Here is a 25518-nt window from a genome sequence, read left to right on the forward strand (position 1 = left end):
TAACCCTGACCGGTAACGGTCAGGGTTTTTTTATGTCTGGAAATTAGCATTCATAATTTGGTGCGCTGCAAAATAATTCATTGGGTTATAATACGAAAGTAACATATTTGACTTGTATATCATGTATGTTCTTCTATATTGCAGTGCAGCATATTAATTTTCAGGAGTTTCATAATGAGCATTCCTTTTTCATTAGAAGGTAAGCGCGGTATTGTATTAGGTATCGCAAATCGACACTCAATAGCATACGGGTGTGCAGAAGTATTACGTGAATTGGGTGCTGAGCTTTGTGTCACCTACCTGAATGAAAAAGCTAAGCCTTTCGTTACCCCTCTTGCTGAAACATTAACCGCTAAGCTGTTTCTTCCGTGTGATGTTAGTAAACCGGGTGAGCTCGAAGCTGTTTTTGCCGAAGTAGAGAAAGAATGGGGGACGATAGATTTCGTGGTTCATTCAATTGCCTGGTCTCCTTTGGATGAATTGCATGGCCGACTGGTAGACTCTTCAGATAAGGGCTTTAGTATGGCGATGGATATCTCATGCCATTCCTTTATTCGAGCGGCCCGTTTAGCAGAGCCTTTGATGAAGGAGAACGGCGGAGCGTTAATAACGATGACTTACTACGGATCGGAAAAAGTAGTCGACCATTATGGGATGATGGGGCCAGTAAAAGCCGCTTTAGAGAGTTCGGTGCGCTATTTGGCGTCAGAGCTTGGCGGGAGTGGGATTCGTGTGCATTCGGTGTCTCCAGGGCCTATGCCGACGCGTGCGGGCTCGGGTATCACTGATTTTGATGGACTTATGACTGATGCCGTTACTCGTTCCCCGTTACACCGTTTGGGTAGTCCCCAGGATGTGGGCCGTTTAACTGCATTTTTGATTAGTGACTGGGCTTCAAGCCAGACAGGCAGTCAGCTCTTTGTTGATGCGGGCCATCACATCATGGCATAAATAATACGGGTTTGATTAAACTATCTGCAAAGGCCTCATTAGAGGTCTTTTTTGTGTTTAAACAGCTTTCTGTCTTACTCGGAAAGCTGTGCGCCAGAGTAAAAAACTACTAAATCAGTGTGATCTAGCACCTTTATTGGCACATGTATAAGCGGGAGTATCTGAAATTAAGCGGTAACCTGTGGGCACGGAATACGCGGGGTGTGGGCCGATACTGATACATAATAGGGCAATTAGGCTTCAACACTTTTAGCGCGCCGCATCTGCAAGACTTGATAATTTGGCGCGCTTTTTGTCACTTTAGAGTTTGCTATTCAACTTCTCAATCTTCCCATCAATCCTTTCGAGTGCCGACTTCATAGATTTAAGGTCGTTCAATCGTTTGAAATACTTATAGCTTATGCCTCCAGCAGTCGCCCAAACAAAAAGGCTTACAAGAGAATAGTAGGCAGATCCCGCAGACTCGACCAATCGAACGAAATGCGGAACCCCCTCAGCAAACGAAAATATCATCAACAAAGCAAAAATAGCTCTGAAAGAAACGCGATTCATTTCAACACTAGAGCGCTTCATCCCCTCAAGATGCTCTTTCTCATATGTGAGAATTTCGATATCAGAAAGAATGTTCGATCTCTCAAATTTTTTATAGTACCCATGCCCAGCCAGTACAATAACACCACCGACTAAACCTATAATCAGCGCCTTAGCATCTTCAGGTCCTAATTCCATTTACATGATTCCTTTATATACACCAACTAGCAGCCCATACGACCTGACCAATAACTTCGAGTTCTTCTATACGATCCTTTGGTACCGACATTGCCTTGTAAGCCTTGTTAGTACTTATGATATCTATTCCATCAAACGTGCGCTGCAGACGTTTGGCGTAAAGATGGCCGTCCAGGCGGATCACGTATATGCCCTCTCCTTTTACATCTGTCTTAGAGTGATCAACCATCACAGCATCACCGTCAGATAGATCGCCTTCCATTGAGTCGCCGTCTACACGGATGGCTGACAGCATTTTAGACTCTAACCCTTTCTTTCTTAAAGAGTAGCTAGTGAAGGCCAGCTTAGTTAGGACTTGAGCATTCTCATTCCAGGAACCGTTACCTGCACTGCACTGGGCATCGTAAAGCGGTACAAAGTCATATTCTTGAAGATGCTCTGCACTATCACTATCAGAATCATTACTACCTATCGCTAGCCAGGTCACAGAAACACCTGTCGCATTAGCAATAGCCACCAGCGTTTCGATCTTAGGGCTGCTTTCTTCTGCAATGATTCGATACAGCTGGGCTTCAGATATATCAATCATTTTTGAGAGACCACGTTTGCCACCTACCTTGGCGGCAGCCTCTTCAATGCGCGTTCCGATTCCATTCGTATTAAAAGGAACTGGGGAGTCTTTCATTTTTGATGCACCATTCAAGTTAAAAGTATCGAAACATCAAATACTTAGAGCATAAAAGACAGATGCCTATCAGAAATAAGAATAGGAACTATCATAAATGCTTTACATGCCTATCATTTATGAGTTAAATTAATTACAAATATGAATGACTATGATTAATTACAACTCACTAACGCAAGGCCAAAAAAATGAGCAAGCCAAAAACTCACTCAATTACAAAAGATATGCACCATCAAGACATCATGGCGGCTATCCGTAAAAAGGGAGCCAGTCTTGCCGGACTGGCCCGTCATCATGGGTACAAAAACCCGCGAACTCTTAACAGTGTATTCCGTGCGCCTTACCCAAAAGCCGAGCGAATCATCGCGGAATTCCTTGATATGCGACCTGAAGAAATATGGCCATCGCGTTATCAAGATAAACGTGGTTTCAAGTCTATCACTGAAATCGCTGACAAACAGCTTCATGTCGCATAAATGCATTGTAAGTCTCTCCTGATTGCTTAGATACAGCCTAATCACGAGAAGCGAAGCCGCATAGAGGCAAAACAGATTTTTGTTTGGAACAACGACTCAGGTAATAACCCCAATGGCCAAGATCAATTGGAAAAAAGAACGCGGAACCAGCATGCGTCATGCGATGGAACTCTGTATCCGATTCGCAAAAGACACGCACAACCTGTCCGTCGATCAAATAGCAGACCTGATGGGGGAGGCTAGCCACTTCACCCTCTATAAATGGCTTGAATCAGGAAGGATGCCTGCTATCAAAATCCGCCCATTCGAGCACGCCTGTCGCTGCGACTACGTCACATACTACTTAGCCTGCAGTGCCAATAAACTTGTCATAAATATGCCGACAGGCCGAAAATCCCAACATAAAGAACTCAACGAACTCAGCATTTTCAGCCATACCGTTATTGCGCAGCTGATTAATTTTTGGGAAGGAAAAGAAGAACAAGACACCGTCATTCAGTCGATCACCCTTTTAATAGAAGATCTCGCACACCAACGAGGCAACGTAGCTAAACAGCAGCAACCAGAACTCAACCTGGAGGCGGCAGAATGAAACACTGGTTTACATCCACAGAACTTACCAGCATCAAAGGACTACCAAGTACCGAACGAGGCATAAATAAACTTGCTGAGCGCGAAGGCTGGGAGTCTCAAAAGCGTGCTTTTGGTAAGGGCTACGAATACCACATAAGTAACCTATCCATTGATGCCCGCAAAGCGCTAGAAACCCAAGCGATCGAGCAACTACTGCCCACAGTAACAACGAGCAACGTCGTGGTAACAGCAAACGACACCGGCCTAACACACCGTCAGCGCGAAGCGACCGACGCCCGCACTACGATTGTGCGCACGATCGAGAGCATGAATGCTCAGGGCATCACTAAAGAAGCCGCAATGACGACCTTATTGTCACAAGCCGCCATGGGCGCGTTAGAAGGCAGTAGCCCCGTGTTAGATAAAGCCCTGCGCATGGCCAAAGACCCACGAGGTCGGGGCGATAGCGCCTACCCAAGCGCACGCACCCTAAAGCGCTGGCTGTCGCCCAACACCAAAACGCTCGCCCCGAAAGGCAAGCGTGAGCTGGTGATACCCGACTGGGCCATCACCTTTATGGCCTGCTACCAACTCCCCGAAAAACCCACCGTCGAACACGCCTACCGCACGTTTGCAAAACAGTGGCCCAACAACACTCCGAGTATTCACTCCGTGCGTCGCTTACTTAAAAAAGTGGGTAACGTCAGCCGTGAGCGAGGCCGTATGGGTCCGCGTGAGATTAAAAACCTAATGCCCTTTATACGCCGCACCTTTGAAGACCTGGTACCGGCCGACATCTACACAGCGGATGGTCACACCTTTGATGCCGAAGTCTCACACCCGCGTCACGGTCGCCCGTTTCGCCCTGAGATTACGACCTTTATCGACATCGCTACGCGCCGTGCGGTTGGCTACTCGGTTGATTTAGCCGAGAGCGGTATTGCCGTACTCGATGCCCTCATCGATAGCTGCACCCAGGCCGTACCCGCCATGCTTTATGTCGATAACGGTTCCGGTTACTGCAACGCCCTCTTAAAAGACGAATCGCTGGGTGTGCTGGCACGCCTGGGCACCGATATACGCCATTCGCTACCGTACAACTCACAAGCGCGTGGTGTGATTGAACGTGTGCATCAGACCCTCTGGATTGACGGGGCTAAATCGATTGCCGGATACATAGGTAAAGACATGGACCGCCAAGCCGCGCAGCTGCAGCACAAGCTCAGCCGCAAAGCGCTTAAAGAAAGCGGTAAAACCCATCTTCTGGGCTGGGATAATTTTATCGAATTTTGTGAAGATCGCATGGACTTCTACAACAACAAGCCGCATTCCTCACTGCCAAAAATCACGGATAGCGCAGGCAAGCGCCGCACCATGACACCCAACGAGTCCTGGATCTCTCATGAGAGCAACGGCTGGATAGCCCACTTGCTGACTCAGGACCAGGCCACCGACGTATTTCGCCCTCGGATGACCCGCAAAGTGCTGCGCGGCGAAATTCGCCTACTCAACAACCGCTACTTCAGCCGCGACCTCGAAGAGTTTCACGGCGACAGCGTGCAAATCGCTTTTGACTTTCGCGATGCGCAATTCATCTGGGTTTATGACCAGGATGGCCGCCTGATCTGCAAAGCCGAGTGGAACGCCAACAACGCCCACTACATGCCGATGAGCTACGTCATGCAGGCCCGTGAAAAACGCGCCGATGCGCGTATCAAACGCGTAGAAGTGAAGATTGATGAAATTGAAGCCGAGCGCCGAGGATACGGATCAATCGATCAAAACACGCCAACATTCATACCCGGCATAGGCAACGTCCACGACATACAGACGCGCCTCAAAGCCAAGCAGCCAGCAGACATCATCGAAGTAGAGGTGAATGGACCACGGATGCCAGAACAAATGACGCCCGACGAGCGCTTACAAACCTACCAAGCCTATGAGCGCGGCACAGACGTACCCGAAGAGCATCAGCGCTGGGTAACAACCTACCCGCGCTCGAAAGAATACAAATCGTTAACACAACGATACGCAGAATTCTGAGGGTCGGGGCTAAGCGCAGCAACGCCGCCCCGATGCTCACTAAAACGCTAGAGAAAGGAGCAGTAAAAGTATGAATGTAGTTAAACCCATGGTCAACGGCATAGCCGACATTGTGAACTTGAGTCTGTGTGACGTGGCCTTAGAGCGCGCCATCTCACGCACCACCAACCTGCCAGGCATGGTGTGTATGTATGGCCCATCCGGTTTTGGCAAGTCCGTAGCGGCCACGCATGTTGCGAATCGCCGCCGTGCTTACTATGTCCAGGCAAAAAGCGTTTGGACAAAAAAAGCCACGCTCAAAGCGATCCTAGACGAAATGGGTATTCGCCCCCTGTTGACTATCCCTGAGATGCTGGATCAAGCCGCCGAAGAACTCGCCAAATCCGGCCGTCCGCTGATCATTGACGAGATGGATCATCTGGTTGACAAGAAAGCCGTTGAACTCATCCGTGATCTCTACGAAGCCAGCCAAGCGGCGATCCTGTTGATAGGTGAGGAGCAGTTGCCAAACAAACTCAAAAAATATGAACGCTTTCATGGCCGAATACTGGCGTGGGTACCCGCTCAGCCTGTCACGTTAGAGGATGCCAAAAAGCTAACCCCCCTCTATGCACCGTTTGTTGAGATAGCAGACGACCTGTTGCACCACGTTGTGAAGCTGTCAGCCGGTAGCGTGCGTCGTGTTGCGGTCAACATGGAAATGATTCAGGAAGAAGCCAACGCCACCGGCTGGTTAGTGGTTGACCTCGCCGCCTGGGGAAAGCGCGAACTGTACACAGGCGAAGCGCCTAAACGTCGTATTTGAGAGGGGGATGATGATGCAAGCAGAACAGCAACACACAACGGAATTGAAACGCACAGGCCATCGCAAACCCCTGCAGATGGAACTGATAGGCGGAAAAAATGCCCGTCAACGGATCTGGGAAGAGCTTCGTAAAACCAGCGACGCCACGTTTGAGACCTACCCAATAGCGCGTGCTGCGAACGTTGATGACGATGCGTTGCGTACTTACCTGCAATGCCTCACTGCGGGCGGATTTGTAGAGCATGTCAGCGGCGTGCGATATGAGCGCCGTGTTTATCGGCTGCTAAAAGATACCGGTATCGAAGCACCGCGTCTGACCCGCAAAGGCGAGCCGGTTAAGCAAGGGCAGGGCGCCGAATGCATGTGGCGCACACTGCGCATGCTGGGCGAAATGGATGTGACCAGGCTGGTTTCACATGCCGCCGCTTCCGGTATTGATGTCGCGCCAAGTTATGCCAAAACCTATATCTCATTGCTGCGCAAGGCGGGTTATCTCATCACCACATTGCCCAGCACACCGCACAGGATGGAGCGGTTTCGCCTCAGTCCTCAGATGAATACCGGCCCACGGCCACCCCAAATTCAACGTGTGAAAACCGTCTACGACCCCAACCTCAACAAAGTGATGTGGGCAGAAGACCCCGAGGAATTGTCATGAGCATGAAAACCGATATCAGCGGATGGGGCGAGCAGCCTCCCGAGTTTATACGGCTACTGGTCAGAGCCGTTGAAACCGCCGGTTCTATAACGGTTGTGGCAGAGCGTATGGGGTACGGACGTACCGCTATAAGCCGAGTATTAAGCAATAAGTATGACGGTGGAACGACCAATATTGAGGCGAGGACTCTTGAACTGTTTGCAAAGATTCAATGCCCCGTGATGGGTGGCATAAAGGCAGAAGAGTGCCAAAAACACCGCAATGCAAAATTCACGCCCAGCAACCCACAGCGGGTAGCGCTGTATCGCGCCTGCCAAACCTGCCCCAACAATCACCAATGTGGAGAAACCGCATGAGCACACTCAACAAACAAAACGCCCACATCCTCAGCAAGCTGCAGGAAACCCAAACGGCGGTAGCCAACCTGGTTAAAGCAGGCATGACCGTAACCCACATCAGCATCGAAGGCTGCATGCCACGTATCAACTTGCAGCATGCCCCACGTAACACCGCCATGCAGGTGTGCTGGAAAGCCATCCGCCCCCGTAAAACCGGAGGCCGTGAATGTGAAATGGCCGCCATTGTTAACGGCTGCGAAGTTCGCTGGACCGAGGAGAACCACTGATGATTGAGTACTACATCATTGACCTGACGCGCAGCAACATCCGCAAAGGGTTGACGGTTTTTATGGCTAAAGACCTAAAAACCCGCACCCCATTTTTAGAAGAGGCAGGCCGCGTGCCAGAGGCTATCGTTAACGCCAATTTAGAGCGCTTTGATAATGGCCAAACGACCCGCGCCATGCTCACTAACGCCATTCAAACCAGCAGCCGCCGCATCGTGCCGCTTGAAAATCTGAACATAAGCCAACTGCTCTACACCCCCGATGCACTAATAAAGAGGCAAGCACTATGAACCAGCAGCATAACCAAACAATGAGTCAGCAACTCAGCATTCCTGTGGGTTACCTGAAAGACAATCTGGGCCGCTTGGTCCCGGTTGAAACCATCGATCCCATCGACATAGAACGCAACGACATGGTGCAGGATCTGGTGACCAAAGCCAAAGAACTGCAACGCGCCATGCTGCAATTTAAAGTGGATTCCATGGGCGACATCGCGGCACTGGTTGAGCTGTCAGCAGAACGTTACGACATCCGTATCGGTGGAAAAAAAGGCAACGTCACCCTTACCACCTTTGACGGACGCTTCAAAATTCAGCGCGCCATCAGTGAATACATCGTCTTTGACGAACGCCTGATCGCCGCCAAAGAGCTAATCGACCAATGCATCCATCGCTGGGCACAAGGAGCCGGAGTCGAGATTCGCGCCCTGGTAGAACAAGCCTTTCAAGTGGACCGCGAAGGCAAAATCAGCACCGGCCGCGTACTCGCTCTGCGCCGTATCAAAATTGACGACAAACAATGGCAAAACGCCATGGAAGCGATCGCCGACAGCATCCAGGTTGCGGGCAGTAAAACCTACCTGCGCCTCTATGAACGCAGAGGGGATTCCGATCAATTCGAGCCGATCTCGTTAGATCTGGCATCGCTCTAGGAGACTTTATGGCCATTTATGTCAAACAAGCAGCCATCAATTACGTGGCAGGTAAAGCTCGCCTAACCCAAGGGCAAGCCACGGCTGCCGTAGAGGCTATGCAGAACATGATCGTAGAAGCCTGCAAGCGTGGCGATGAGTTGCACCTGGATTGTGGAAAGTTTGAAAAGATCCAGAAAGACGGCGTTAACGGCATCGTTTTTCGTCAAACCCAAGACGTTAAGGAGTATCTCAATGAGCCCGCAAATTCAGGTAAGTGAGAGCGAAGTGGCCGACGTTATCGCGTGGGCAGAGCAGCACCGTGCCGGTGGAACTACCGACCATGAAGATGGAGCCTACGAAGACGGCGTACATGACGCCCTCATGTGGGCGCTCGGCTACATTCAAACACGACCCGACCAATAGGAGCACAGCATGGCAAAGCAAAAGATAGTGGATCGAGATGCCGTAGCGCGATTCATCCGTGCCCATAACGAAAACATGACCAGCGACAGTATGGCGAAAGCGCTGGGCATATCACCGTCGATGATCACGCGGGTAAGGAGCCAGATCGGGATTAAATCACCGCGCATGGAGGCCCGGCGTAACTCCACAAAAGACAGTGATGAAATGATAGCCAGCGCCATGTCCGGACGCATGAGCCTGGATGGATTACGTCACCCCTGGTAGATACCACGATATAACCCCGCGAAACGCCCACACCTTAACGGGACGGGCGTCTATCCAGCGTGGCAACTGGGTACTGATGAGCAGCCACTAAAACCAAAGGAAATACCATGAATAAGTCTGAATTGATTGAAGCAGTAACCAGCAAAATGAAAATTGAGCACGACCGCGTCGTCAACAAAGCGGATGTTGAAGCGCTGTTAAATAGTCTTACCTCAGTGACAAAAACAGCGTTAGTAGCAGGTGATGAGGTAACTCTAATAGGCTTAGGAAAATTCAGCACCGGCCATCGTGCAGCCCGCACGGGCCGTAACCCTCAAACGGGCGCGCCTTTGGATATTGCAGCAGCCACAACCGCCAAGTTTACACCGGCCAAAGCGTTGAAAGACGCCCTCAACTAACCACACGAAAACGATTACCAGTGGTCGCCCAGCGCGACCACTGCTGTTTAGAGACCATTCTATGAAAAAAGAACTCACGCCCTACCAAAAGAAATTAGCTCGCAATAGACAGCGCCGTAAACGTGCACGTGATATCGCACATAAGGCGGCGGTTGGGGCGCATACCATCGACCTTAAATTCGAGATGTATCGCGGCACGGGTGAGGCGCTGGAGTATCTGCGCAAAGAGGGCAATTTCGAAGAAGTTGAAGAAGTCATCACGCTTCTGATACACGGCGCTTATTTATTATCTCAGCGTGACCCGTCACGCCTACAAGAACTATACAGCGTGACAAGTCACGCACAAGCGGAGCCAACAAATGATCACTAAAGAGCAATGGGACAAGATAGAAAACGACTTAACCGGCATGTTTGCATCGGTTAAATTTCAGTATGGCGAGCATGTGTTGAATGTAGCTAGAGTAAGAACTGGCGAAGCCAAGCATGAGCTGATGGTTTACGTGGATGGCTATATTAAAGGCCCGTGGCATATACCCGACCATAAAGACTTTTTGCCCGTGATTAAAGACGTATGGCGCATCCGTAAGAAGGCACAGTTCTCACCTCAAAGGAAAGCAAAAATGATTAAGAGCTTGGGTAAGCGATTAGCTAAATCAACCTTTGGATATATGGATAAAGTGACAATCTACTACAGGCCCGATTTCACCACGGCTAAATCACTGGTGCGTCAGTATAAAAAGCTGGAAGGGTTAACGTTGATTGAGCGGGAGGAAGTTGCCGCGCCTTAAAGGCGCGGGCTTTTTACCCCACCGGGCACGATCCGTGTGCAGCCGGTTGTTGCTTCGGGATCAAGCAATCAACTTAACCAACGTTCTCGCAGATAACCATAGGAAAAATTCCTAAAAGGAGTCTTTTTAATGACTGATAAACGCGACACCCTACCCACCAAAGATAACCGTAAAGCCATAACAGCACGCATCCACATCGCCAAAAAAGAGCTAGGGCTGGATGACGAAACCTATCGCGCTATGCTCCAACAAGTGACCAAACATAGCAGCTGCGCCGACATGCACATTAGCGAGCTGTACCGGGTGATGGAGCACCTTAAAAAGCTCGGTTATAAACCCGCTACGCGTAAATTTGGCAAGCGGCCTAACCCTGCTAAAGACAAAGCGGCGCTCATGGGAAAAGTAGAAGCGCTATTAGCAGACAGTAAGCTGCACTGGAACTATGCGCACGCTATGGCCCAGCGAATGTTTAGCGTAGCCAAAGTAGACTGGCTGGATAAAGATCAACTCTGGCGCTTAGTCGGCGCGTTAGAAAAAGCCGCTAAGCGTTCGTAATTACCGGCTGTGCTCTAATCAGCACAGCAAATCCCTATCGAATTTTAGAAAAGTAAACGGCATACTATAAACGGATACTGTCATTAACGTTTTGATCTCAAGGATCAGAGATATGAAAAGCCCTATCACTGCATTATTTAAAATAATCGCAGCCATTGTTGCAATTTTAGTCATCACATTCCTGGTTGTTATAAGTATTATAACTGTTCAGGACTACTATGCCGATTTTCAAAAAGAACGTGAGCTGGTCGCACAAAAAGAAGCGGATCAGTGTCGCTCAGATATAAGCTGCTGGGCTGATAAAGAATCGGTCATGGCCACGCTGCTCTGTATGAAAAATATAGAATTGTTTGCTAAATATGATTACCGCTGGTCAGATTCACGCTCCAGGATAGTATTGTCGCGTCACACCTGGGCTAATCAAGAGGAGGGCCTAGTCCGATATTTTGGCGATAGCTTGCAACTTCAAAACGGTTTTGGTGCGTGGCAGAACTATATTTATTCATGTGATTTTGACCCCACTGAGCAAAAAGTCGTTGATATAGGAGCGGAGCCGGGGCGTTTGTAAAATATTAATCCCGTAGTGCCAAAAACCCCGCTAACAAATAACATTTTTTTCTAACGCACCGCCCCCTTACACTGAACAGCATCACCCTTGAGGCTGTTCTTATGACCACTCAAATCGCACAACTGCAGAGCCTGCTGCCCGACTCGATACACGAAGTCGCGGCAGTCATTGGCATGCCTGCTACGTTGCGTCTGGTCGAACGTTTTGGCGGCACGACGCTGCCACTACCTCGGGGTGATAACATCATTGGGCGTGCGTCGTTGGCGGTGTTAGCTAAACAGATTGGCGATGATGATGCGCAAAAGCTGGCACACCACTGCGCCGGTGAGCCCTTGTATATTCCCCGTTGTGACGTTGCTTTACGCCGCCTGCGTGATTTATCCATTTGTGATCAGTTTGCGGGTGCCGTGCGCACCGGCAAAACAGCGATTAAGGTCGTCGCTGAACTAGCGCTCGCTAACAAACTCACCGACCGCTGGATCTGGAAAATAGTAAAAGAAACGCCGCCTGACTCTTCACCGACCACGCCTGATCTATTTCACTGATCCATTTACCACTAGCCACTGAACCTCTTCCTCTAATCCCCTAGCGCCTCCCTTTATACACTGCTGACATCACCACTATTGATCTGTGATTTTTTAACAGTTTTATAAGGAATATCAGTATGTTTGAAATCCGGTTGCCGCGTTTGTTTTTTTGGCTCTTGATCACCGTAGCGCTGACGTTAGCGGTGGCGTATCTAGCCCCGTATCAGCTCACCGTTACGCTGTATAAAATCAGTTTGGTATCGCTGGCAGCCGTGCTGGGATATTGGATCGACCGTGCGGTATTTCCGTATGCACGGCCACATCAATTGATGAGCAGCAAGGATGTCGCAGGAGACTGCGCCACCATTAGGCGGGTTATTTTGATGTCCGCGATTATCATTGCCATTGCGTTGGGTGCATAACATGAAGCCATTCGCGGTAGTTGTGGCCGCTCTTATGCTGTTTTGGATACTGCTGATGGCTAGCTGTTCGGCTGCATTAGCCGCCGGTATTCCGCATGAGTCCAACCGCTACCGTAACGATTTAACCCGCCAGGCTCGGTTGATATGGGGCATTGATGCCCCTATTGCCGTGATGGCGGCACAAGTTCACCAAGAGAGCGCCTGGGATAAGAGCGCCGTGAGTGCCGTCGGGGCAACAGGACTTGCCCAATTTATGCCGGCCACTGCCCGTTGGATTCCGGTAATCGATAGCCAACTGAGCAACCCTCAACCGACCAACCCCACCTGGGCGCTGCGTGCGCTCGCCCGCTATGATTTTTGGCTGTATTCCCGCTTACGTGCCGATACCCACTGTGACCGCTGGGCTATGACATTAAGCGCCTATAACGGCGGTTTAGGCTGGGTGCTGCGTGATAAAAAAGCCGCTAACGCGGCCGGTGATAGCCGCTGGCTGTGGTGGGATAACGTCGAAAAGTACAACGCCGGACGAAAGAACGATTCGTTCTTAGAGAACCGTGGCTATCCACGCCGCATCCTTCTTATGCTAATGCCTCGTTATCAGCAGGCGGGATGGGGCCAGGGGATACAGTGTGGAGGTACATTATGACGCTTAAAAATCAGTTATTCAGTTCACTTTTTATCGTGTTTTTCTGCTCTGTCGGCGGTTATTTTTATGGCCTGCGCGCTGCGAATGAGGCCCACGAGGCCCAGCAATCCAAAGCCATGGCCGCCGTAGAGCAGACCCTACGCACCTACTACGAACAGCAGCTAGCCACTGCCAATAACAGTGTGGCAACACTGCGCCAGGAAAAATCCGCACTGGCAAAAGCCGCCAGCGAACTAGAAAAGAGGATTGCCCATGTATCGCGCCCTGATTGCCCTATCACTCGTGGTTTTGTCGGGCTGTACAACCGCGCCATCGGTGCAGATTTGCCCCCCTCTGATCATGCCACCGGCGCTGATCGAGCGGCCAGCACCGCCGTTACCCCTGCATCATCAGCCCCTCAACAAAAGCAAGACACCACCGTTAGCGATGTTAACCAGCAAGACATCCTGCGCCATGTTGTTAACTACGGCCAGCGCTGCCAATCGCTTGAAGCGCAGTTAATCCAACTGATCGAATATGAAGAGACAGTGTATGAATCACGAAGACCAACTGGAGCTAGCCACCCAGAACATACAGGCCGCGACCGATGACCGTGTCGCCTCTATTTGTAAACGCCTGCCTAAAGGCGAATCGGCCACCCATTGTGTTGATTGCGGGTTAAGTATTGCCCAGGCCCGTCGTGATGCATTGCCCGGCGTGCAGCACTGTATTAGCTGTCAGGAGATAGAGGATCAGCATGGAACTCATCGCTAAATACTGGGCACCGTTGTGGGCCACTATCACCACCATCGCCATGGTGATTATGGCGTTATTGGCCAAAACCTACGCTAAGCGAGAATCGGTCGACACCTTACACAGCGAGATAAAGCGCCTAGATCAGCGCTTGGATGATCTACCCAGCGAGCGAGAGCTGCACCGCTTGCAGCTGGAGATTAGCGAATTAAGGGGAGCCATTCTCGCCTTAAATTCTGAGCTGCCACAAGTGCGGCGCTTGGCTGATCTGTTGTTAGAAAACGAACTGAAGGAGCGCTCGTGATGCGTCAAATGTTGGATGAAGACCAGCGCCTGGTAATTCTGCGCGGGTTATTAGACTTTGGCGGTAATGCCAATGAGTCGGTTATACAGTCGTGCCTTGATGCCTACGGCCACCGGATCAGCCGCGATACGGTGCGTACCCACATGAAGTGGTTAGAAGAGCAAGGGCTGGTGCGTATTGATGATGTAGCCGGTTGTTATGTCGGCACGCTTACCGCACGTGGACAAGATGCCAGTGAAGGTCGTGCCGCCGTGCCGGGCGTTAAAAAGCCACGGGCACGCTGATATGACACATAACAGCGCTGATAAAAGAACCCGAGGCCGTCGCTCTAAAATTGACCTGTTGCCCGAAGATATAAAACGTGAACTCAACGCCATGCTGCGTGATGGGCGCTTACAGCAGCAAGAGATTCTGGACCTGGTTAATGTGCAGATTGAAGAAGCGGGCTTATCGAAAACCGCCAAGCTGTCTCGCTCCGGCCTCAACCGCTACGCCTCACGTATGGAAGAAGTGGGTGCAAAGATTCGCCAGGCCCGCGAAGTAGCTGAGGTGTGGACGGCCAAACTCGGCGACCAGCCCACATCAGAAGTCGGCAAACTGCTGCAAGAAGTCGTGCGCACCATGGCGTTTGAAACCGGTATGGCCATGAGTGAATCCGGCGACCCGGTCGAGCCTAAAGCCCTAAGCCAATTAGCCTTGGCTATTCAGCGAGTCGAGCAAGCCGCGATGGCCAGCCATAAGCGCGAGAAAGAGATTCGCACCGCCTTTGCCGCCGAAGCCGCAAAAATGGTGGACGAGGTGGCCACCTCTCAAGGTTTGACTCGCGAAGGAGTTAAAGCGATTAAGGCGCAGATTTTGGGGATTGTGTGATGACTATCCTCGATCAACCGCTAGGCGCGATTGCTGCCAGCAACTTCGAAGACCTCCAACAATTCGAGTCCACCGAAGTCTTGCTTGGTTATCAAAAGCGCTGGATCGCGGATGAGTCGCCGCTCAAGATTGCTGAAAAATCCCGCCGTACTGGGTTAACCTGGGCCGAAGCGGCCGATGCTACTTTGTGCGCCGCCACCGCGAAAAGCGAAGGCGGTTGTAACCACTTTTATGTGGGTAGTAATAAAGAGATGGCGCGGGAGTTTATCGAAGCGGCTGCCATGTGGGCCAAGGCATTTGATAAGGCCGCTGGCGAGATCCGCGAAGAGATCTTTATAGACGATGGTAAAGACGGCAAAGAGATCCTCACCTTTGTGGTCTATTTTGCATCCGGCTTTAAAGTGCAGGCGCTCAGCTCCAACCCTGCCAACCTACGGGGTATGCAGGGTAACGTCACCATTGATGAGTCGGCCTTTCATGATCGTCTCGCCGAAGTGTTAAAAGCTGCACTGGCACTCACCATGTGGGGCAGCCGTGTTCGTCTCATCAGCACCCACAACGGTGTGGACAATCTCTTTAATACCATTATTACCGACAGCCGCGCCGGGCGTAAGCGTTACAGCGTGCATACCATCACGTTAGACGATGCCTGTAACGAAGGGCTGTATCAGCGTATATGCCAAATAACCCGCAAAATATGGTCGCAAGCATCCGAAGACCAGTGGAAGGCGGACTTATTGCGCGATACGGCTACCGAAGATGACGCGCTGGAAGAGTATTACTGCGTACCCAAACAAGGCGGCGGGGCTTATATCAGCCGTGGTTTGATTGAGCGCGCCATGCATCCGCACAATCAGATTATTGCATTCGAGTCCCCTAAAGATTTCGAAAAGTGGCCAGTGGTACAGCGTGAAGCCGACGTCAGTCAGTGGCTAGAGGATCAGGTAGCGCCGGTGTTGGCACAGCTAAACCCCGAGCATAACCACGTATTCGGCGAGGATTTTGCACGTAAAGGCGATCTCTCTATCTTTGCGATCGGGGCCATCCAAGCCGATACCCGCATCCGTGTGCCGTTTCACTTAGAGCTGCGCAATGTGCCCTATTCACAGCAAGAACAAATTATGTTCTATGTGATCGATAACCTGCCGAGGTTTACCGGTGCGGCCTTTGATGCGACCGGTAACGGGGGCTCGTTGGCCGAGAAAGCCGCCGATAAATACGGCACAGAGATGATAGAGCAAGTGATGCTCAATCAGCCCTGGTACCGCGAGTGGATGCCTAAGCTGAAGGCGAAATTTGAAGACAACGATATCGAGATCCCGAAAAGCCTCGATGTCGTTAGTGACCTGCGCAAAATCGTGGTTAATCGCGGCATACCGCAAATCGAAAAAGGCTCCGGTACCGGCGAAGATGGCAAGCAGCGCCACGGTGACAGTGCCGTTGCTTACGCCATGGTAGTTCGTGCCAGCTATATGGAAGGCGCACCGATTGAATTTACGCCACTACCCGATCGGCATGGCGGTAGTGACCCCGACAGCGATGATGATTCAGATAATAGTTATAAAGGAGGTGCCTGGTGAGCAGCAGATTAATCGACATTAGCGGCAAGGCGATCCCGTGGCCCAGCGAAAATGAAATGCAGACCGACGAATCAAAACTCAGCCATCTGCAAAAGCATTTTGCCGAGCACCCCAGCAGCGGCTTAACGCCAGCTCGCTTAGGCAGCATCATGCGCGAAGCCGAGCAAGGCAATATTATTGCTCAGTCCGATTTAGGCGAAGATCTCGAAGAGAAAGACGGCCATATTTTCAGCGAGCTGCAAAAGCGTAAGCTCACGCTGCTGACGATTCGCGGTAGCGTCGAACCCTGCCGCAATGCATCTGAGTCTGAAAAGAAAGACGCATCAATGGTGCAGGAATTACTGGATGAAATCCCAGACTTTGAGGATGTCATCACCGATATGGCCGATGGCATTCTTAAAGGTTTTAGTAATATAGAGCTGGACTGGCAGCGCTGGGGCGATGATTGGCTGATCAACCGAGCCCACTATCGGCCGCAAAACTGGTTCCAGCTCAATCCAAATAATCGAAACGAAATACGCCTGCGCGACAACAGCCCCGAAGGTGCGCCGCTGCAGGCGTTTGGCTGGATCAAACACATACACCGCTCTAAATCCGGCTACCCTGGGCGCAACGGTTTAACCCGTGTTTTAGCCTGGCCGTTCCTGTTTAAAAACTATAGCGTGCGCGACCTGGCCGAGTTTTTAGAGATCTACGGCTTGCCGCTGCGCCTGGGTAAATATCCTTCCGGTGCCAGCGATAAAGAGAAAAGCACGCTACTGCAGGCGGTGATGAGCATTGGTCATAACGCCGGTGGCATTATTCCTAAAGGTATGGAGATCGAATTCCAAGAAGCGGCCAAAGGGGCCAGCTCTCCGTATGAAGCCATGATGAGCTGGTGTGAGCGCACTCAATCGAAAGCCATCCTGGGCGGTACGCTCACCAGCCAGGCCGATGGCAAATCCAGCACTAACGCGCTGGGTAATGTGCATAACGAAGTACGCCAGGAGCTGCGCGATTCAGATCTTCGCCAGATCGCCAGCACCCTCACGCGGGATATCGTCTATCCATTATGGATGCTCAATGGCCGTGCGGCCGGTGACCCACGCCGCCATCCAAAGTTTGTCTTTGATGTATCAGAGCCGGAAGATATCGCCACCTACAGCGAGCGCTTGCCGGGGTTAGTCTCCCTGGGCATGCGTATCCCGCAAGCCTGGGCACACGAAAAGTTGATGATCCCGCAAGCCGAAGATGGTGATCCGATACTGGCGCTGGCTTGCGCTGTTCCTGCTCCTGCTCCTGCTCTTGAATCTGAGCTTGAAAAAGAAAAGGACAAAAAGGCCGCCAATCCAAAAGCCAAGCTAGCAGCACTCAAAGCACAAGAAACCACCGATGTGGTGGAGGCTTACGTCAGCCAGCTGCAGGGCATGGCCAACAAGGCCAGCAGCGAGATGATAGAGCAGATTAAAAGCCTGGTAGATAACGCCCGCTCGTTAGAAGAGATCCGCGATGGCTTGTTAGCATTAGATATGCCGCCCGATGCCTTGGCCGATGCCATGAACCAGGCATTGTCGGCAGCTAGTTTAGCCGGGCGTTACGAGCTGCTGCAGGATGCTAACTGATGCCAGATTTTGCGGACTACGGCAGTCGGCCATTTAACGAGGCGATCGACTACTTTAACCAGAAGCTGCCTTTGCCCACCAACGGTTGGCAAGACGTCTACGGCCAACAGCACGATCACGCCTTTATGGTGGCTGGCGCTACTAAAAAATCGATCGTGGAGGGCTTTGCTAATGCCGTGCAGGGCGCGATCTCAGGCGGAGAGACGCTGCACGACTTTCGCAAGCGCTTCGATTCTATCGTTAAAAGTGAAGGTTGGGATTATCACGGCAGCCGTAACTGGCGCAGCCGCCTGATTTACGAGACCAATATTCGCCAGGCCTACAATGCTGGGCGTGAAGCGCAAATGGCCGATCCGGCATTCCAGGAGCAGTTTCCTTATCGCGAGTATCGTCACTCAGGTGCCGAGAACTTCCGGCCTGAGCATAAAGCCTGGGATGGCTTGTTATTACTCGCCAGCGATGCGTGGTGGTCAGTGCATAGCCCCTCGAACGGCTACGGCTGCAAGTGCAAAGCGTTTCCGCACTCCGAGAGATCGATGCAGCGCAACGGCAAAACCGCGCCCGAGCAAGCGCCGGCCGATGAGTTTAAAGAGTACGTAGACAAGCGCACCGGCGAAGTTAGGCAGATCCCCTTAGGTATCGATCCCGGCTTTGAATATCGCCCTGGTGAAAGCTGGCTGCGCCATAGAACGCTGAAACCGGCCAGCTCTTTGGCCAGTTCTGCAACCAGCGCGTCAGCACAAATCCCCCTGGGTCCGGCGGCTAAGCCGTCACTACCCGCACCCGCTGTCGTGCCTAACGCACGTCTGATGCGTGCCGATCTGCCCGATAGTGACTATATAAAGGCGTTCGTCGGCGAATTTGGCGCAGCCGGCACCGCTCTTTTTAAAGATATAAAGAACGACGCTGTGTTGATAAACGCGGGGCTGTTTAATAATGCCAACGGTACAGCGGCACTATCAACGGCGATCAAAGACAAACGCTATACGACGTTACTCGCCAGAGCCTTAATCCGCCCTGATGAGATCTGGAGCCTATTGTTACCCGATCTGGCGCGCCCTGGTAAATATAAACTCACGCGTCGCTATATAAATAATTTCAAGATAGCCGGTGAAAAAAAGCCTTCTTACAGCGTCTTTGAAACCAGCGCCGGCACCTGGTCGGCCAGCATTATCGTCGACGCTGCACAGGCCGATAAATTACGTCAGGGCGTGCTCATCTATCGGCGCGCGGAAGGAGAGCAGTAATGGCCGGTTCAGAGCTCAGTATTCGTGTCAACATCGACAGCCAGCCCATTACCGACCGGCTGCGGCGGCTCGCCGCTAGCGCGCGTGACGCCCAGCCGGCAATGATGGAAATCGCCGAGTTTCTGCACGAACGCACCCGCGACCATTTTGACAACGAGCAAGATCCCGACGGCAACCCCTGGGCACCGCTCGCCGAGTCCTCGCAAGGCGCAAAGCGGCGAAAAGGCGTGCCGGTCGACCAGATCCTGCACGGCCAAAGCCTGCATCTGCGCGATACTATTTTCCCGTTTTGGAGTAATAACGAAGCCGGCGTCAGTACCGGCCTCGGCTCAGAGGCTTATGCGGCTACCCATCAGTTCGGCGCAGACAAGCGCAAGATACCCGCCAGGCCATTCTTAGGGCTAAGCGCAGAAGATGAAAACGAGATCGTCGACATCCTGAATCAGTTTTTAACAGGCGGCCTGTAGGCTGTTTTAAGGCGTGATATGGGCAAAGGCGGCTGATGATACGTATTTAGTCTGAAAAGGATTTCTAACGCGGGTCTAACGCTGTTAATCTTGGCTTTACCAATTAATCGTAGAGCGTGAATATTTAATGAGCAACAAGGATAGTAAGCCAGATGATTCGATGGATATTATTAATTCAAAGAAAGACAACTCACAATTAGTTAGTGATAGTTTGCCTAAAACTATTAGTCCACCAACTAATTTAGATTCTCATATAATAGATAATGTCTTGAAAGCTAATACAGCTTTAGATGCGATGAAAGCGATTAGTCTGAAAGAAAGTTTAATTCACAAAAATTATTCAGATAACGCCCGAGTGGCGGCTGAACAAGCTGCTATGTTCAATGATAACATTCAGCGCCTGCAGCAGGCAGAACTTAGTAAAATTAATTATTCCGAATTATTCGCTAAAATAAAAACCCCAAATTATTCCGAATTATTCGCTAAAATAAACACCCCAAATTATTCCGAATTATTCGCTAAAATAAAAACCCCAAATTATTCCGAATTATTCGCTAAAATAAAAACCCCAAATTATTCCGAATTATTCGCTAAAATAAAAACCCCAAATTATTCCGAATTATTCGCTAAAATAAAAACCCCAAATTATTCCGAATTATTCGCTAAAATAAAAACCCCAAATTATTCCGAATTATTCGCTAAAATAAAAACCCCAAATTATTCCGAATTATTCGCTAAAATAAAAACCCCAAATTATTCCGAATTATTCGCTAAAATAAAAACCCCAAATTATTCCGAATTATTCGCTAAAATAAAAACCCCAAATTATTCCGAATTATTCGCTAAAATAAAAACCCCAAATTATTCCGAATTATTCGCTAAAATAAAAACCCCAAATTATTCCGAATTATTCGCTAAAATAAACACCCCAAATTATTCCGAATTACTCGCTAAAATAAATACCCCAAATTATTCCGAATTATTCGCTAGTACAAGCATCCAAAATATAGCTTTTACTCAGCAAAGAGATTTTTTAAAGCTCAATGATTTGATGGATCAAGTTGCAGGTTTTCAAAATTTACCTGATAACTTGCACAGCCTTATAGCAGAGGCCCGCGCGTACAGCGAGCGCACTGCATCATTCGAAGAGGCCGAACATGAAGTTGCTGAACAAAGCGCATCTGGTCGAGATTTTTCGAGACTGTCACCGGCAATACAGAGCCTTTTAGCTAACCTATTTTGGTTTTGGCTAAATTACCAGCTTGCCGCAATATCACACGCTGAACTTATGGAACACTTTTCTATAGTTGAGCATAAAATTGAGGAAGTAATAAACATACAGAACTCTAATCAGAATGATTTGGCTGATATAAAAATGCAATTAGGAGAGCTGAAGAAAGGACAGTCTGAAATAAAGAGGAGTATCAATAAAGTACTTAGAAACCTACCGACCCCAGAAAAACAATCCATCCGAGATTATCGAATAGTTATTGACTCTTCGTTACATTTGAGGAGCGGTAACGGCAAAAAGTATCAATCGCTTGCTCTAATACCGCAAGGAGCCTTTGTAAGAATAGTAAGCTCTGATAATCGCTCATGGCTTAAAGTTGAGGTAAGCATTGAAGGTGAGTTTTTAGAGGGTTGGGTATATAGGTCATATACAACCTTCCCAAAACTACCGCCAGGCCAAGCTATTGTTGACGAGTTTTATAGTATAACCCACTGAACCCCTTCCTCTAATCCCTTGCCGCCAGATCTCCTAATCTGGCGGCATGAAGACATCAAGCCCTTTCCCTCTTGCCGTATTAAGTACCACACCCGAGCCGGTGGCGGTGCTTTCGCTCGATCTAAACGTAGACGATAACGGCTGGCAGCAGCTGCTACCCGCTGGCCTCTTTCGTGCCGTGGATGGTCGCCCGTTTGATGTGCCGGGTCATCACTGGTTTATCGATGCAGATATTGCCGCCGACCTTATCGCGCTGGCGAACGATCGCTTAAACGAGGTCGTTATCGATTACGAACACCAAACCCTAAAAGCGGAAGATAACGGCCTGCCGGCACCCGCTGCCGGTTGGTTTAAAACAATGGAATGGCGCGAAGGCTCCGGTTTATGGATCAAACCGCAGTGGACGCCCCGCGCTACCGACTTTATTAAAAACGGCGAATACAAATACCTCTCTGCTGTTTTCCCTTATGACGCTATCACCGGCCGCCCCTTGCGGCTGCATTCGGCTGCGTTGGTTAATCGCCCTGGCATTGATGGCCTGCAAGCCGTTGAGGCGCTGGCAGCGCTTTCTCTTAACACAACACTGACTACAACCCATCCAACGGAGCATTCCATGAATGAACTTTTAAAAAAGATGCTGGCTCAGCTTGGCATCACAGTAGAAGACGGCAAAGAGCCTGATCAAGCCGCTGCATTGGCCGCACTTAGCGCGCAGATCACTAAAGCCGCTACGGTCGAGTCGCTGGCCACGCAAGTTGCGGCACTTAAAGCCAATGATAACGGCGGCACAGTCGACCCTGCCAAGTATGTACCGGTTGACGTGATGCACCAGCTACATGCGCAGATCGCTGTTTTATCGGCTGAAGGTAACGCCTCCAAACTCGATCAAACGATTGATAAAGCCAAGCAAGAAGGCCGCATTGTTCCGGCGATGGAAGCCTGGGCGCGTGATCTGGGTAAGCAAGATATGGCGGCGCTGCAGGCGTTTCTGGACAAATCCAAGCCCATTGCCGCATTAGCCGCGATGCAGACCGATGGCACAAAGCCAGATGCCGACAACGTTGATCCACTGGCCACCCTCAGTGCTGATGAGAAAAAGGTGTGCCTGGCCACCGGCATCTCTGAAGCAGACTTCTTTAAAACAAAAAAAGGTGATGCGTAATGTCAGCTCTCACAACTAACCGTAACACCCAGCGCCGAGCTCAGGGTTCGCATGTTGACCCGGTAGCTGCCGGTGTCGTGATTCATTCCGGTGCCTTGATTGTGCTCAACGCTACCAGCTTTGCACAACCGGCCACGGTCGCTACCGGCTTACGTATTCGTGGGGTAGCAGAACACGCCAGCAATAACGTTGCCGGTGGGGATGGTGCGGGCAACGTTGTCACTCGCATGGGTTCGCACTTTTTGGCGAATGCGGGTGATATCGATCGATCGCACATTGGCTCTACGGCCTATATCGCAGACGACCAAACAGTGACGGCGGTGAGTACTGGCAGCTCTGCTGTCGGGCGTATCGATGATGTGGCGTCTGGCGGCGGCGTGTGGGTCTTTATCAGCTAATTGATAGCTAACCGCTGATTAGCACCCCTGACTAATTTTTTGGAGAGACACATGGAAATCAATGCTAACAACCTCGGCATTCTGAACACGGCGGTTAAAACTGCCTTTAACAATGCGTTTGCCGGTGCCCCGTCGCAATACCAGCGCGTGGCGACGGTGATCCCGTCCACCGGTGCGGCCAACACTTATGCCTGGTTGGGCAACTCTAGCCAGATTCGCGAATGGTTGGGCGAACGTGCCATCAACCGCCTGAAAGATCACGACTTCACCATCAAAAACCGCAAGTTTGAAAAGACCGAAGCGATCCCGCGTGATGTGATCGAAGATGATCAGTTTGGTGTGTATACGCCGCTGTTTGCGCAGATGGGCCAAGATGCCGCTGAGTTCCCGGACGTCATGACCTTTGCGCTGCTAAAAGACGGTTTCACTACCCCCTGTTACGACGGCCAAAACTTTTTTGATACCGACCATCCTGTGGGTAACGGCGAGGCGGTCGTATCGGTATCTAACATGCAGGCCGGTGCGGGTGAAGGCTGGTACCTGCTCAGCACTAAGCGCGCTATCAAGCCGCTGATCTGGCAAACACGTCGCCCGTTCAACCTGGTGATGAAGAAAGACGCCAACACCTCCGATCATGTGTTTATGACCGATGAGTATATCTGGGGAACCGATGCCCGTTGTAACGCAGGTTTCGGCCTATGGCAGTTAGCGTTTGCCTCTAAAGCAGACCTGAGTGCCGCCAACTTCAACGCTGCCCGCACCGCCATGATCAAGCAAAAGAATGATGCCGGTTCGCCGCTGGGTGTAATCCCCGACCTGATGGTAGTAGGCCCCGACAATATGTCGAAAGCCGAGCTGCTGCTCGAAGCGGTGAACAACGCCAACGGTGCCAGCAATACCAACTACAAAAAGGTAGAGCTGCTCGTTTGTCCTTGGCTGGCGTAAGCCCGCCGTCATGTAGCGCCATGTTAGTCGGTGAGGCGTGTGCCTCACCTCCGGTCCATCAGGAGATAAAATGAAATGTCTAAACCTACTATCGCTAGTCATGTCCGTATTACAGCCGCTATTCAGGGGTTTCGTCGTGCGGGTGTTGCGCATCCGGCAGAGCCTACAACGTATCCCGTGTCTGAGTTTTCAGAGACTCAGCTGGCGCAGTTGCAAAAAGAACCGCGCCTGGTGGTTGAGTTTGTCGATGCGCCTGAAACGGATTCAGACGACGCGCATCAGAGTCAGGAAGGGGCCGTGGAGCCGGACAGCATGGAGCCAGTGCTAAAAGATATGACGCTGCCTGATCTGAAGCTGATAGCGGGCACCGGCAATATTGCGGGGTACGCGAGCATGAATAAGCCCACGCTAATCAGCGCTATTGAAGCGGCGCGTGCCGCCCAGGCTGGAGCCTAGTATGTACTGCAGCACGCAGGATCTGACCGACAGGTTCGGCAGCGATGAGCTGATTACGCTGACGGCCGTGGCCAATGCGTTCGGTGAGTTTCCGGAGCAGGTAAACCAGGTGCAGGTGGATCGTGCGATAGCAGATGCCTCGGCCACCATCGACAGCTATCTGGCGGCTCGCTACCCGCTGCCGCTGCCGCAGATCCCGCCGGTGCTGAATCGTTTTGCTTGTGATATGGCGCGCTATTTTCTGCATGACCGTAGCCCGTTGGAGGAAGTGACGGCGCGTTATAAGGAAGCGGTGCGTTATCTTGAAAAAGTAGCGATCGGCGCAATCACGCTGGGCATAGATGCTCAGGGGCAGCGTCCCGAGACCATGGATGGTGCGTTCGTTACCTCGGCTGGCTCTGTTTTTGGTCGCACCGATAAAGGATTTATCTAATGTTTTTGGTGGTGGAGCAAGGCATCAAGGATGCGGTGGCGGGCGCGCTAGGTCGTGCCGTGCATAAGATTGAAACCCACCCTGGGCGGTGGGGCGCGGAAGTCGTCAAGCACATGCTCATCTCTGCGCCGAGCGTCTATATAGGTTTTTCGGCCGGCAAGCTGCAGGAAAAAGACGGCGACCAGCTGCTGGGGCTGTGGCATGTATATGTGGTCGCCCGCACGCTTAACGGCAAAACAGAGGTGGGCGTCTATCAGCTAATTGAGCGCTTATTGCCGGTGCTGCACGGTCTGGATCTGGACCAGCCCGACGTGCTGCGCTTCCTGCGGGTGAAAAATTTATTCAGCTTTGCCGAAGCCAAGCAGGGTATTAGCTGTTACGAGATGACGTTTGAGCTACCGATGCGCTGGCCAGATGCTCTCAGCCTGGACGATATCGATAATCTGGACGACTGGCAGCGCTACACCGCCCGCCATTATGACGAAAGCGATGCTGAACACCTGATGGCGATCGATGCTGTCGAAATTCCCGACATTCCTTAAGAGGAT

General features: G+C 51.0%; 38 protein-coding genes and 1 other RNA gene. 37 read left to right on the forward strand and 2 right to left on the reverse strand.

Annotated elements, in window-relative coordinates; translation table 11 throughout:
- Positions 1-174 precede the first annotated feature (174 nt).
- Entirely contained in the window at positions 175-951 is a 777-nt protein-coding gene (fabI, locus tag Nant_RS04000) for an enoyl-ACP reductase FabI (RefSeq protein ID WP_143773555.1), read from the forward strand.
- Positions 952-1251: 300 nt separating this feature from the next.
- On the opposite strand, the gene Nant_RS04005 is transcribed toward fabI, so the two are convergent.
- Positions 1252-1680, reverse strand: coding sequence for a hypothetical protein (locus Nant_RS04005; RefSeq protein ID WP_054340360.1), 429 nt, complete (start codon positions 1678-1680; stop codon positions 1252-1254).
- 13 nt (positions 1681-1693) lie between these two features.
- On the reverse strand, positions 1694-2365 hold the full coding sequence (locus tag Nant_RS04010; RefSeq protein ID WP_054340361.1) for a S24 family peptidase: 672 nt from the start codon (positions 2363-2365) through the stop codon (positions 1694-1696).
- Between the two features lie 188 nt (positions 2366-2553).
- Between Nant_RS04010 and Nant_RS04015 the strand changes: the two genes are divergently transcribed.
- The 36 genes from Nant_RS04015 to Nant_RS04180 all read left to right on the forward strand — a co-directional run bounded on the left by Nant_RS04015 (position 2554) and on the right by Nant_RS04180 (position 25512).
- Positions 2554-2841 carry a helix-turn-helix domain-containing protein gene (locus tag Nant_RS04015; RefSeq protein ID WP_054340362.1) on the forward strand — a complete coding sequence of 96 codons (288 nt, stop codon included), beginning with the start codon at positions 2554-2556 and terminating at the stop codon, positions 2839-2841.
- Between the two features lie 112 nt (positions 2842-2953).
- On the forward strand, positions 2954-3433 hold the full coding sequence (locus Nant_RS04020) for a MerR family transcriptional regulator (RefSeq protein WP_054340363.1): 480 nt from the start codon (positions 2954-2956) through the stop codon (positions 3431-3433).
- Entirely contained in the window at positions 3430-5457 is a 2028-nt protein-coding gene (locus tag Nant_RS04025) for a Mu transposase C-terminal domain-containing protein (RefSeq protein WP_054340364.1), read from the forward strand. The genes Nant_RS04020 and Nant_RS04025 overlap by 4 nt, the downstream gene beginning before the upstream one ends.
- Positions 5458-5527: 70 nt before the next feature.
- Positions 5528-6262 (forward strand): AAA family ATPase, encoded by a 735-nt coding sequence (locus tag Nant_RS04030; protein WP_054340365.1) that lies wholly within the window; start codon positions 5528-5530, stop codon positions 6260-6262.
- A 7-nt stretch (positions 6263-6269) separates the two neighbouring features.
- Positions 6270-6920: a hypothetical protein gene (locus tag Nant_RS04035; RefSeq protein WP_054340366.1), complete on the forward strand. Its 651-nt coding sequence runs from the start codon at positions 6270-6272 to the stop codon at positions 6918-6920.
- A complete protein-coding gene (locus tag Nant_RS04040; RefSeq protein WP_054340367.1) occupies positions 6917-7276 on the forward strand; it encodes a hypothetical protein in 360 nt (119 codons plus the stop codon). The genes Nant_RS04035 and Nant_RS04040 overlap by 4 nt, the downstream gene beginning before the upstream one ends.
- A complete protein-coding gene (locus Nant_RS04045; RefSeq protein ID WP_054340368.1) occupies positions 7273-7545 on the forward strand; it encodes a hypothetical protein in 273 nt (90 codons plus the stop codon). Before Nant_RS04040 ends, Nant_RS04045 begins: the two co-directional genes overlap by 4 nt.
- Positions 7545-7835, forward strand: a complete 291-nt coding sequence (locus Nant_RS04050) for a hypothetical protein (RefSeq protein ID WP_054340369.1) — start codon at positions 7545-7547, stop codon at positions 7833-7835. Before Nant_RS04045 ends, Nant_RS04050 begins: the two co-directional genes overlap by 1 nt.
- Positions 7832-8476 carry a DUF3164 family protein gene (locus tag Nant_RS04055; protein ID WP_238377065.1) on the forward strand — a complete coding sequence of 215 codons (645 nt, stop codon included), beginning with the start codon at positions 7832-7834 and terminating at the stop codon, positions 8474-8476. Before Nant_RS04050 ends, Nant_RS04055 begins: the two co-directional genes overlap by 4 nt.
- A gap of 8 nt (positions 8477-8484) precedes the next feature.
- Positions 8485-8736: an HU family DNA-binding protein gene (locus Nant_RS04060; RefSeq protein ID WP_054340370.1), complete on the forward strand. Its 252-nt coding sequence runs from the start codon at positions 8485-8487 to the stop codon at positions 8734-8736.
- 172 nt (positions 8737-8908) lie between these two features.
- The gene (locus tag Nant_RS04065; protein ID WP_162224921.1) at positions 8909-9145 is read left to right on the forward strand and encodes a hypothetical protein; all 237 of its coding nucleotides are present in this window, start codon (positions 8909-8911) and stop codon (positions 9143-9145) included.
- A gap of 16 nt (positions 9146-9161) precedes the next feature.
- Positions 9162-9235, forward strand: an RNA gene (locus Nant_RS20955) — hammerhead ribozyme type II.
- Between the two features lie 17 nt (positions 9236-9252).
- On the forward strand, positions 9253-9543 hold the full coding sequence (locus tag Nant_RS04070; protein WP_054340372.1) for an HU family DNA-binding protein: 291 nt from the start codon (positions 9253-9255) through the stop codon (positions 9541-9543).
- Between the two features lie 61 nt (positions 9544-9604).
- A complete protein-coding gene (locus Nant_RS04075) occupies positions 9605-9913 on the forward strand; it encodes a hypothetical protein (protein ID WP_054340373.1) in 309 nt (102 codons plus the stop codon).
- Positions 9903-10331: a hypothetical protein gene (locus Nant_RS04080; RefSeq protein ID WP_054340374.1), complete on the forward strand. Its 429-nt coding sequence runs from the start codon at positions 9903-9905 to the stop codon at positions 10329-10331. The genes Nant_RS04075 and Nant_RS04080 overlap by 11 nt, the downstream gene beginning before the upstream one ends.
- A gap of 129 nt (positions 10332-10460) precedes the next feature.
- A complete protein-coding gene (locus tag Nant_RS04085; protein ID WP_054340375.1) occupies positions 10461-10886 on the forward strand; it encodes a gp16 family protein in 426 nt (141 codons plus the stop codon).
- 112 nt (positions 10887-10998) lie between these two features.
- Positions 10999-11454 (forward strand): hypothetical protein, encoded by a 456-nt coding sequence (locus Nant_RS04090; protein ID WP_054340376.1) that lies wholly within the window; start codon positions 10999-11001, stop codon positions 11452-11454.
- 101 nt (positions 11455-11555) lie between these two features.
- Complete coding sequence (locus Nant_RS04095) at positions 11556-11999, forward strand: Mor transcription activator family protein (protein WP_054340377.1); 444 nt, start codon at positions 11556-11558, stop codon at positions 11997-11999.
- A 119-nt stretch (positions 12000-12118) separates the two neighbouring features.
- Positions 12119-12403: a putative holin gene (locus Nant_RS04100; protein WP_054340378.1), complete on the forward strand. Its 285-nt coding sequence runs from the start codon at positions 12119-12121 to the stop codon at positions 12401-12403.
- Between the two features lies 1 nt (position 12404).
- Positions 12405-13049 carry a transglycosylase SLT domain-containing protein gene (locus Nant_RS04105; protein WP_054340379.1) on the forward strand — a complete coding sequence of 215 codons (645 nt, stop codon included), beginning with the start codon at positions 12405-12407 and terminating at the stop codon, positions 13047-13049.
- The gene (locus Nant_RS04110; protein WP_054340380.1) at positions 13046-13639 is read left to right on the forward strand and encodes a hypothetical protein; all 594 of its coding nucleotides are present in this window, start codon (positions 13046-13048) and stop codon (positions 13637-13639) included. Before Nant_RS04105 ends, Nant_RS04110 begins: the two co-directional genes overlap by 4 nt.
- A complete protein-coding gene (locus tag Nant_RS20960) occupies positions 13581-13802 on the forward strand; it encodes a TraR/DksA C4-type zinc finger protein (protein ID WP_076496053.1) in 222 nt (73 codons plus the stop codon). Before Nant_RS04110 ends, Nant_RS20960 begins: the two co-directional genes overlap by 59 nt.
- Entirely contained in the window at positions 13786-14085 is a 300-nt protein-coding gene (locus tag Nant_RS04115) for a DUF2730 family protein (RefSeq protein ID WP_054340381.1), read from the forward strand. The genes Nant_RS20960 and Nant_RS04115 overlap by 17 nt, the downstream gene beginning before the upstream one ends.
- Positions 14085-14369 carry a winged helix-turn-helix domain-containing protein gene (locus Nant_RS04120; RefSeq protein WP_054340382.1) on the forward strand — a complete coding sequence of 95 codons (285 nt, stop codon included), beginning with the start codon at positions 14085-14087 and terminating at the stop codon, positions 14367-14369. Before Nant_RS04115 ends, Nant_RS04120 begins: the two co-directional genes overlap by 1 nt.
- Position 14370: 1 nt before the next feature.
- Complete coding sequence (locus tag Nant_RS04125; RefSeq protein WP_054340383.1) at positions 14371-14955, forward strand: DUF3486 family protein; 585 nt, start codon at positions 14371-14373, stop codon at positions 14953-14955.
- On the forward strand, positions 14955-16535 hold the full coding sequence (locus Nant_RS04130) for a terminase family protein (RefSeq protein WP_054340384.1): 1581 nt from the start codon (positions 14955-14957) through the stop codon (positions 16533-16535). The genes Nant_RS04125 and Nant_RS04130 overlap by 1 nt, the downstream gene beginning before the upstream one ends.
- Positions 16532-18136, forward strand: coding sequence for a DUF935 domain-containing protein (locus tag Nant_RS04135; protein WP_082400070.1), 1605 nt, complete (start codon positions 16532-16534; stop codon positions 18134-18136). The genes Nant_RS04130 and Nant_RS04135 overlap by 4 nt, the downstream gene beginning before the upstream one ends.
- Positions 18137-18264: 128 nt before the next feature.
- Complete coding sequence (locus tag Nant_RS04140; protein ID WP_179078937.1) at positions 18265-19383, forward strand: PBECR2 nuclease fold domain-containing protein; 1119 nt, start codon at positions 18265-18267, stop codon at positions 19381-19383.
- Positions 19383-19850, forward strand: a complete 468-nt coding sequence (locus tag Nant_RS04145) for a phage virion morphogenesis protein (RefSeq protein WP_054340386.1) — start codon at positions 19383-19385, stop codon at positions 19848-19850. Before Nant_RS04140 ends, Nant_RS04145 begins: the two co-directional genes overlap by 1 nt.
- A gap of 127 nt (positions 19851-19977) precedes the next feature.
- Positions 19978-21576 carry an SH3 domain-containing protein gene (locus Nant_RS04150; RefSeq protein ID WP_054340387.1) on the forward strand — a complete coding sequence of 533 codons (1599 nt, stop codon included), beginning with the start codon at positions 19978-19980 and terminating at the stop codon, positions 21574-21576.
- 46 nt (positions 21577-21622) lie between these two features.
- Positions 21623-22738, forward strand: coding sequence for a phage protease (locus tag Nant_RS04155; protein ID WP_054340388.1), 1116 nt, complete (start codon positions 21623-21625; stop codon positions 22736-22738).
- The gene (locus Nant_RS04160; RefSeq protein WP_054340389.1) at positions 22738-23136 is read left to right on the forward strand and encodes a hypothetical protein; all 399 of its coding nucleotides are present in this window, start codon (positions 22738-22740) and stop codon (positions 23134-23136) included. The genes Nant_RS04155 and Nant_RS04160 overlap by 1 nt, the downstream gene beginning before the upstream one ends.
- A gap of 51 nt (positions 23137-23187) precedes the next feature.
- Positions 23188-24081: a Mu-like prophage major head subunit gpT family protein gene (locus Nant_RS04165; protein WP_054340390.1), complete on the forward strand. Its 894-nt coding sequence runs from the start codon at positions 23188-23190 to the stop codon at positions 24079-24081.
- A gap of 75 nt (positions 24082-24156) precedes the next feature.
- Positions 24157-24537, forward strand: coding sequence for an HI1506-related protein (locus tag Nant_RS04170; RefSeq protein ID WP_054340391.1), 381 nt, complete (start codon positions 24157-24159; stop codon positions 24535-24537).
- Position 24538: 1 nt separating this feature from the next.
- Positions 24539-24970, forward strand: coding sequence for a gp436 family protein (locus Nant_RS04175; RefSeq protein WP_054340392.1), 432 nt, complete (start codon positions 24539-24541; stop codon positions 24968-24970).
- Entirely contained in the window at positions 24970-25512 is a 543-nt protein-coding gene (locus tag Nant_RS04180; RefSeq protein WP_054340393.1) for a phage protein Gp37, read from the forward strand. Before Nant_RS04175 ends, Nant_RS04180 begins: the two co-directional genes overlap by 1 nt.
- The last annotated feature ends 6 nt before the right edge of the window (positions 25513-25518 follow it).

Source organism: Neptunomonas antarctica, from assembly GCF_001305295.1.
GTDB classification, from domain to species: domain Bacteria; phylum Pseudomonadota; class Gammaproteobacteria; order Pseudomonadales; family Balneatricaceae; genus Neptunomonas; species Neptunomonas antarctica.

What these genes read in the sequence shown, in the direction of transcription:
- Nant_RS04165 (WP_054340390.1), top strand. Translation starts at nt 23,188, where the DNA reads ATGGAAATCAATGCTAACAACCTCGGCATTCTGAACACGGCGGTTAAA.
- Nant_RS04155 (WP_054340388.1), top strand. Translation starts at nt 21,623, where the DNA reads ATGAAGACATCAAGCCCTTTCCCTCTTGCCGTATTAAGTACCACACCC.
- Nant_RS04045 (WP_054340368.1), top strand. Translation starts at nt 7,273, where the DNA reads ATGAGCACACTCAACAAACAAAACGCCCACATCCTCAGCAAGCTGCAG.
- Nant_RS04040 (WP_054340367.1), top strand. Translation starts at nt 6,917, where the DNA reads ATGAGCATGAAAACCGATATCAGCGGATGGGGCGAGCAGCCTCCCGAG.
- Nant_RS04130 (WP_054340384.1), top strand. Translation starts at nt 14,955, where the DNA reads ATGACTATCCTCGATCAACCGCTAGGCGCGATTGCTGCCAGCAACTTC.
- Nant_RS04105 (WP_054340379.1), top strand. Translation starts at nt 12,405, where the DNA reads ATGAAGCCATTCGCGGTAGTTGTGGCCGCTCTTATGCTGTTTTGGATA.
- Nant_RS04170 (WP_054340391.1), top strand. Translation starts at nt 24,157, where the DNA reads ATGTCTAAACCTACTATCGCTAGTCATGTCCGTATTACAGCCGCTATT.
- Nant_RS04180 (WP_054340393.1), top strand. Translation starts at nt 24,970, where the DNA reads ATGTTTTTGGTGGTGGAGCAAGGCATCAAGGATGCGGTGGCGGGCGCG.
- Nant_RS04015 (WP_054340362.1), top strand. Translation starts at nt 2,554, where the DNA reads ATGAGCAAGCCAAAAACTCACTCAATTACAAAAGATATGCACCATCAA.
- Nant_RS04025 (WP_054340364.1), top strand. Translation starts at nt 3,430, where the DNA reads ATGAAACACTGGTTTACATCCACAGAACTTACCAGCATCAAAGGACTA.
- Nant_RS04085 (WP_054340375.1), top strand. Translation starts at nt 10,461, where the DNA reads ATGACTGATAAACGCGACACCCTACCCACCAAAGATAACCGTAAAGCC.
- Nant_RS20960 (WP_076496053.1), top strand. Translation starts at nt 13,581, where the DNA reads ATGAATCACGAAGACCAACTGGAGCTAGCCACCCAGAACATACAGGCC.
- Nant_RS04010 (WP_054340361.1), bottom strand. Translation starts at nt 2,365, where the DNA reads ATGAAAGACTCCCCAGTTCCTTTTAATACGAATGGAATCGGAACGCGC.
- Nant_RS04150 (WP_054340387.1), top strand. Translation starts at nt 19,978, where the DNA reads ATGAGCAACAAGGATAGTAAGCCAGATGATTCGATGGATATTATTAAT.
- Nant_RS04020 (WP_054340363.1), top strand. Translation starts at nt 2,954, where the DNA reads ATGGCCAAGATCAATTGGAAAAAAGAACGCGGAACCAGCATGCGTCAT.
- Nant_RS04080 (WP_054340374.1), top strand. Translation starts at nt 9,903, where the DNA reads ATGATCACTAAAGAGCAATGGGACAAGATAGAAAACGACTTAACCGGC.
- Nant_RS04035 (WP_054340366.1), top strand. Translation starts at nt 6,270, where the DNA reads ATGATGATGCAAGCAGAACAGCAACACACAACGGAATTGAAACGCACA.
- fabI (WP_143773555.1), top strand. Translation starts at nt 175, where the DNA reads ATGAGCATTCCTTTTTCATTAGAAGGTAAGCGCGGTATTGTATTAGGT.
- Nant_RS04145 (WP_054340386.1), top strand. Translation starts at nt 19,383, where the DNA reads ATGGCCGGTTCAGAGCTCAGTATTCGTGTCAACATCGACAGCCAGCCC.
- Nant_RS04060 (WP_054340370.1), top strand. Translation starts at nt 8,485, where the DNA reads ATGGCCATTTATGTCAAACAAGCAGCCATCAATTACGTGGCAGGTAAA.
- Nant_RS04055 (WP_238377065.1), top strand. Translation starts at nt 7,832, where the DNA reads ATGAACCAGCAGCATAACCAAACAATGAGTCAGCAACTCAGCATTCCT.
- Nant_RS04095 (WP_054340377.1), top strand. Translation starts at nt 11,556, where the DNA reads ATGACCACTCAAATCGCACAACTGCAGAGCCTGCTGCCCGACTCGATA.
- Nant_RS04070 (WP_054340372.1), top strand. Translation starts at nt 9,253, where the DNA reads ATGAATAAGTCTGAATTGATTGAAGCAGTAACCAGCAAAATGAAAATT.
- Nant_RS04005 (WP_054340360.1), bottom strand. Translation starts at nt 1,680, where the DNA reads ATGGAATTAGGACCTGAAGATGCTAAGGCGCTGATTATAGGTTTAGTC.
- Nant_RS04115 (WP_054340381.1), top strand. Translation starts at nt 13,786, where the DNA reads ATGGAACTCATCGCTAAATACTGGGCACCGTTGTGGGCCACTATCACC.
- Nant_RS04125 (WP_054340383.1), top strand. Translation starts at nt 14,371, where the DNA reads ATGACACATAACAGCGCTGATAAAAGAACCCGAGGCCGTCGCTCTAAA.
- Nant_RS04050 (WP_054340369.1), top strand. Translation starts at nt 7,545, where the DNA reads ATGATTGAGTACTACATCATTGACCTGACGCGCAGCAACATCCGCAAA.
- Nant_RS04030 (WP_054340365.1), top strand. Translation starts at nt 5,528, where the DNA reads ATGAATGTAGTTAAACCCATGGTCAACGGCATAGCCGACATTGTGAAC.
- Nant_RS04075 (WP_054340373.1), top strand. Translation starts at nt 9,605, where the DNA reads ATGAAAAAAGAACTCACGCCCTACCAAAAGAAATTAGCTCGCAATAGA.
- Nant_RS04160 (WP_054340389.1), top strand. Translation starts at nt 22,738, where the DNA reads ATGTCAGCTCTCACAACTAACCGTAACACCCAGCGCCGAGCTCAGGGT.
- Nant_RS04175 (WP_054340392.1), top strand. Translation starts at nt 24,539, where the DNA reads ATGTACTGCAGCACGCAGGATCTGACCGACAGGTTCGGCAGCGATGAG.
- Nant_RS04110 (WP_054340380.1), top strand. Translation starts at nt 13,046, where the DNA reads ATGACGCTTAAAAATCAGTTATTCAGTTCACTTTTTATCGTGTTTTTC.
- Nant_RS04100 (WP_054340378.1), top strand. Translation starts at nt 12,119, where the DNA reads ATGTTTGAAATCCGGTTGCCGCGTTTGTTTTTTTGGCTCTTGATCACC.
- Nant_RS04120 (WP_054340382.1), top strand. Translation starts at nt 14,085, where the DNA reads ATGCGTCAAATGTTGGATGAAGACCAGCGCCTGGTAATTCTGCGCGGG.
- Nant_RS04090 (WP_054340376.1), top strand. Translation starts at nt 10,999, where the DNA reads ATGAAAAGCCCTATCACTGCATTATTTAAAATAATCGCAGCCATTGTT.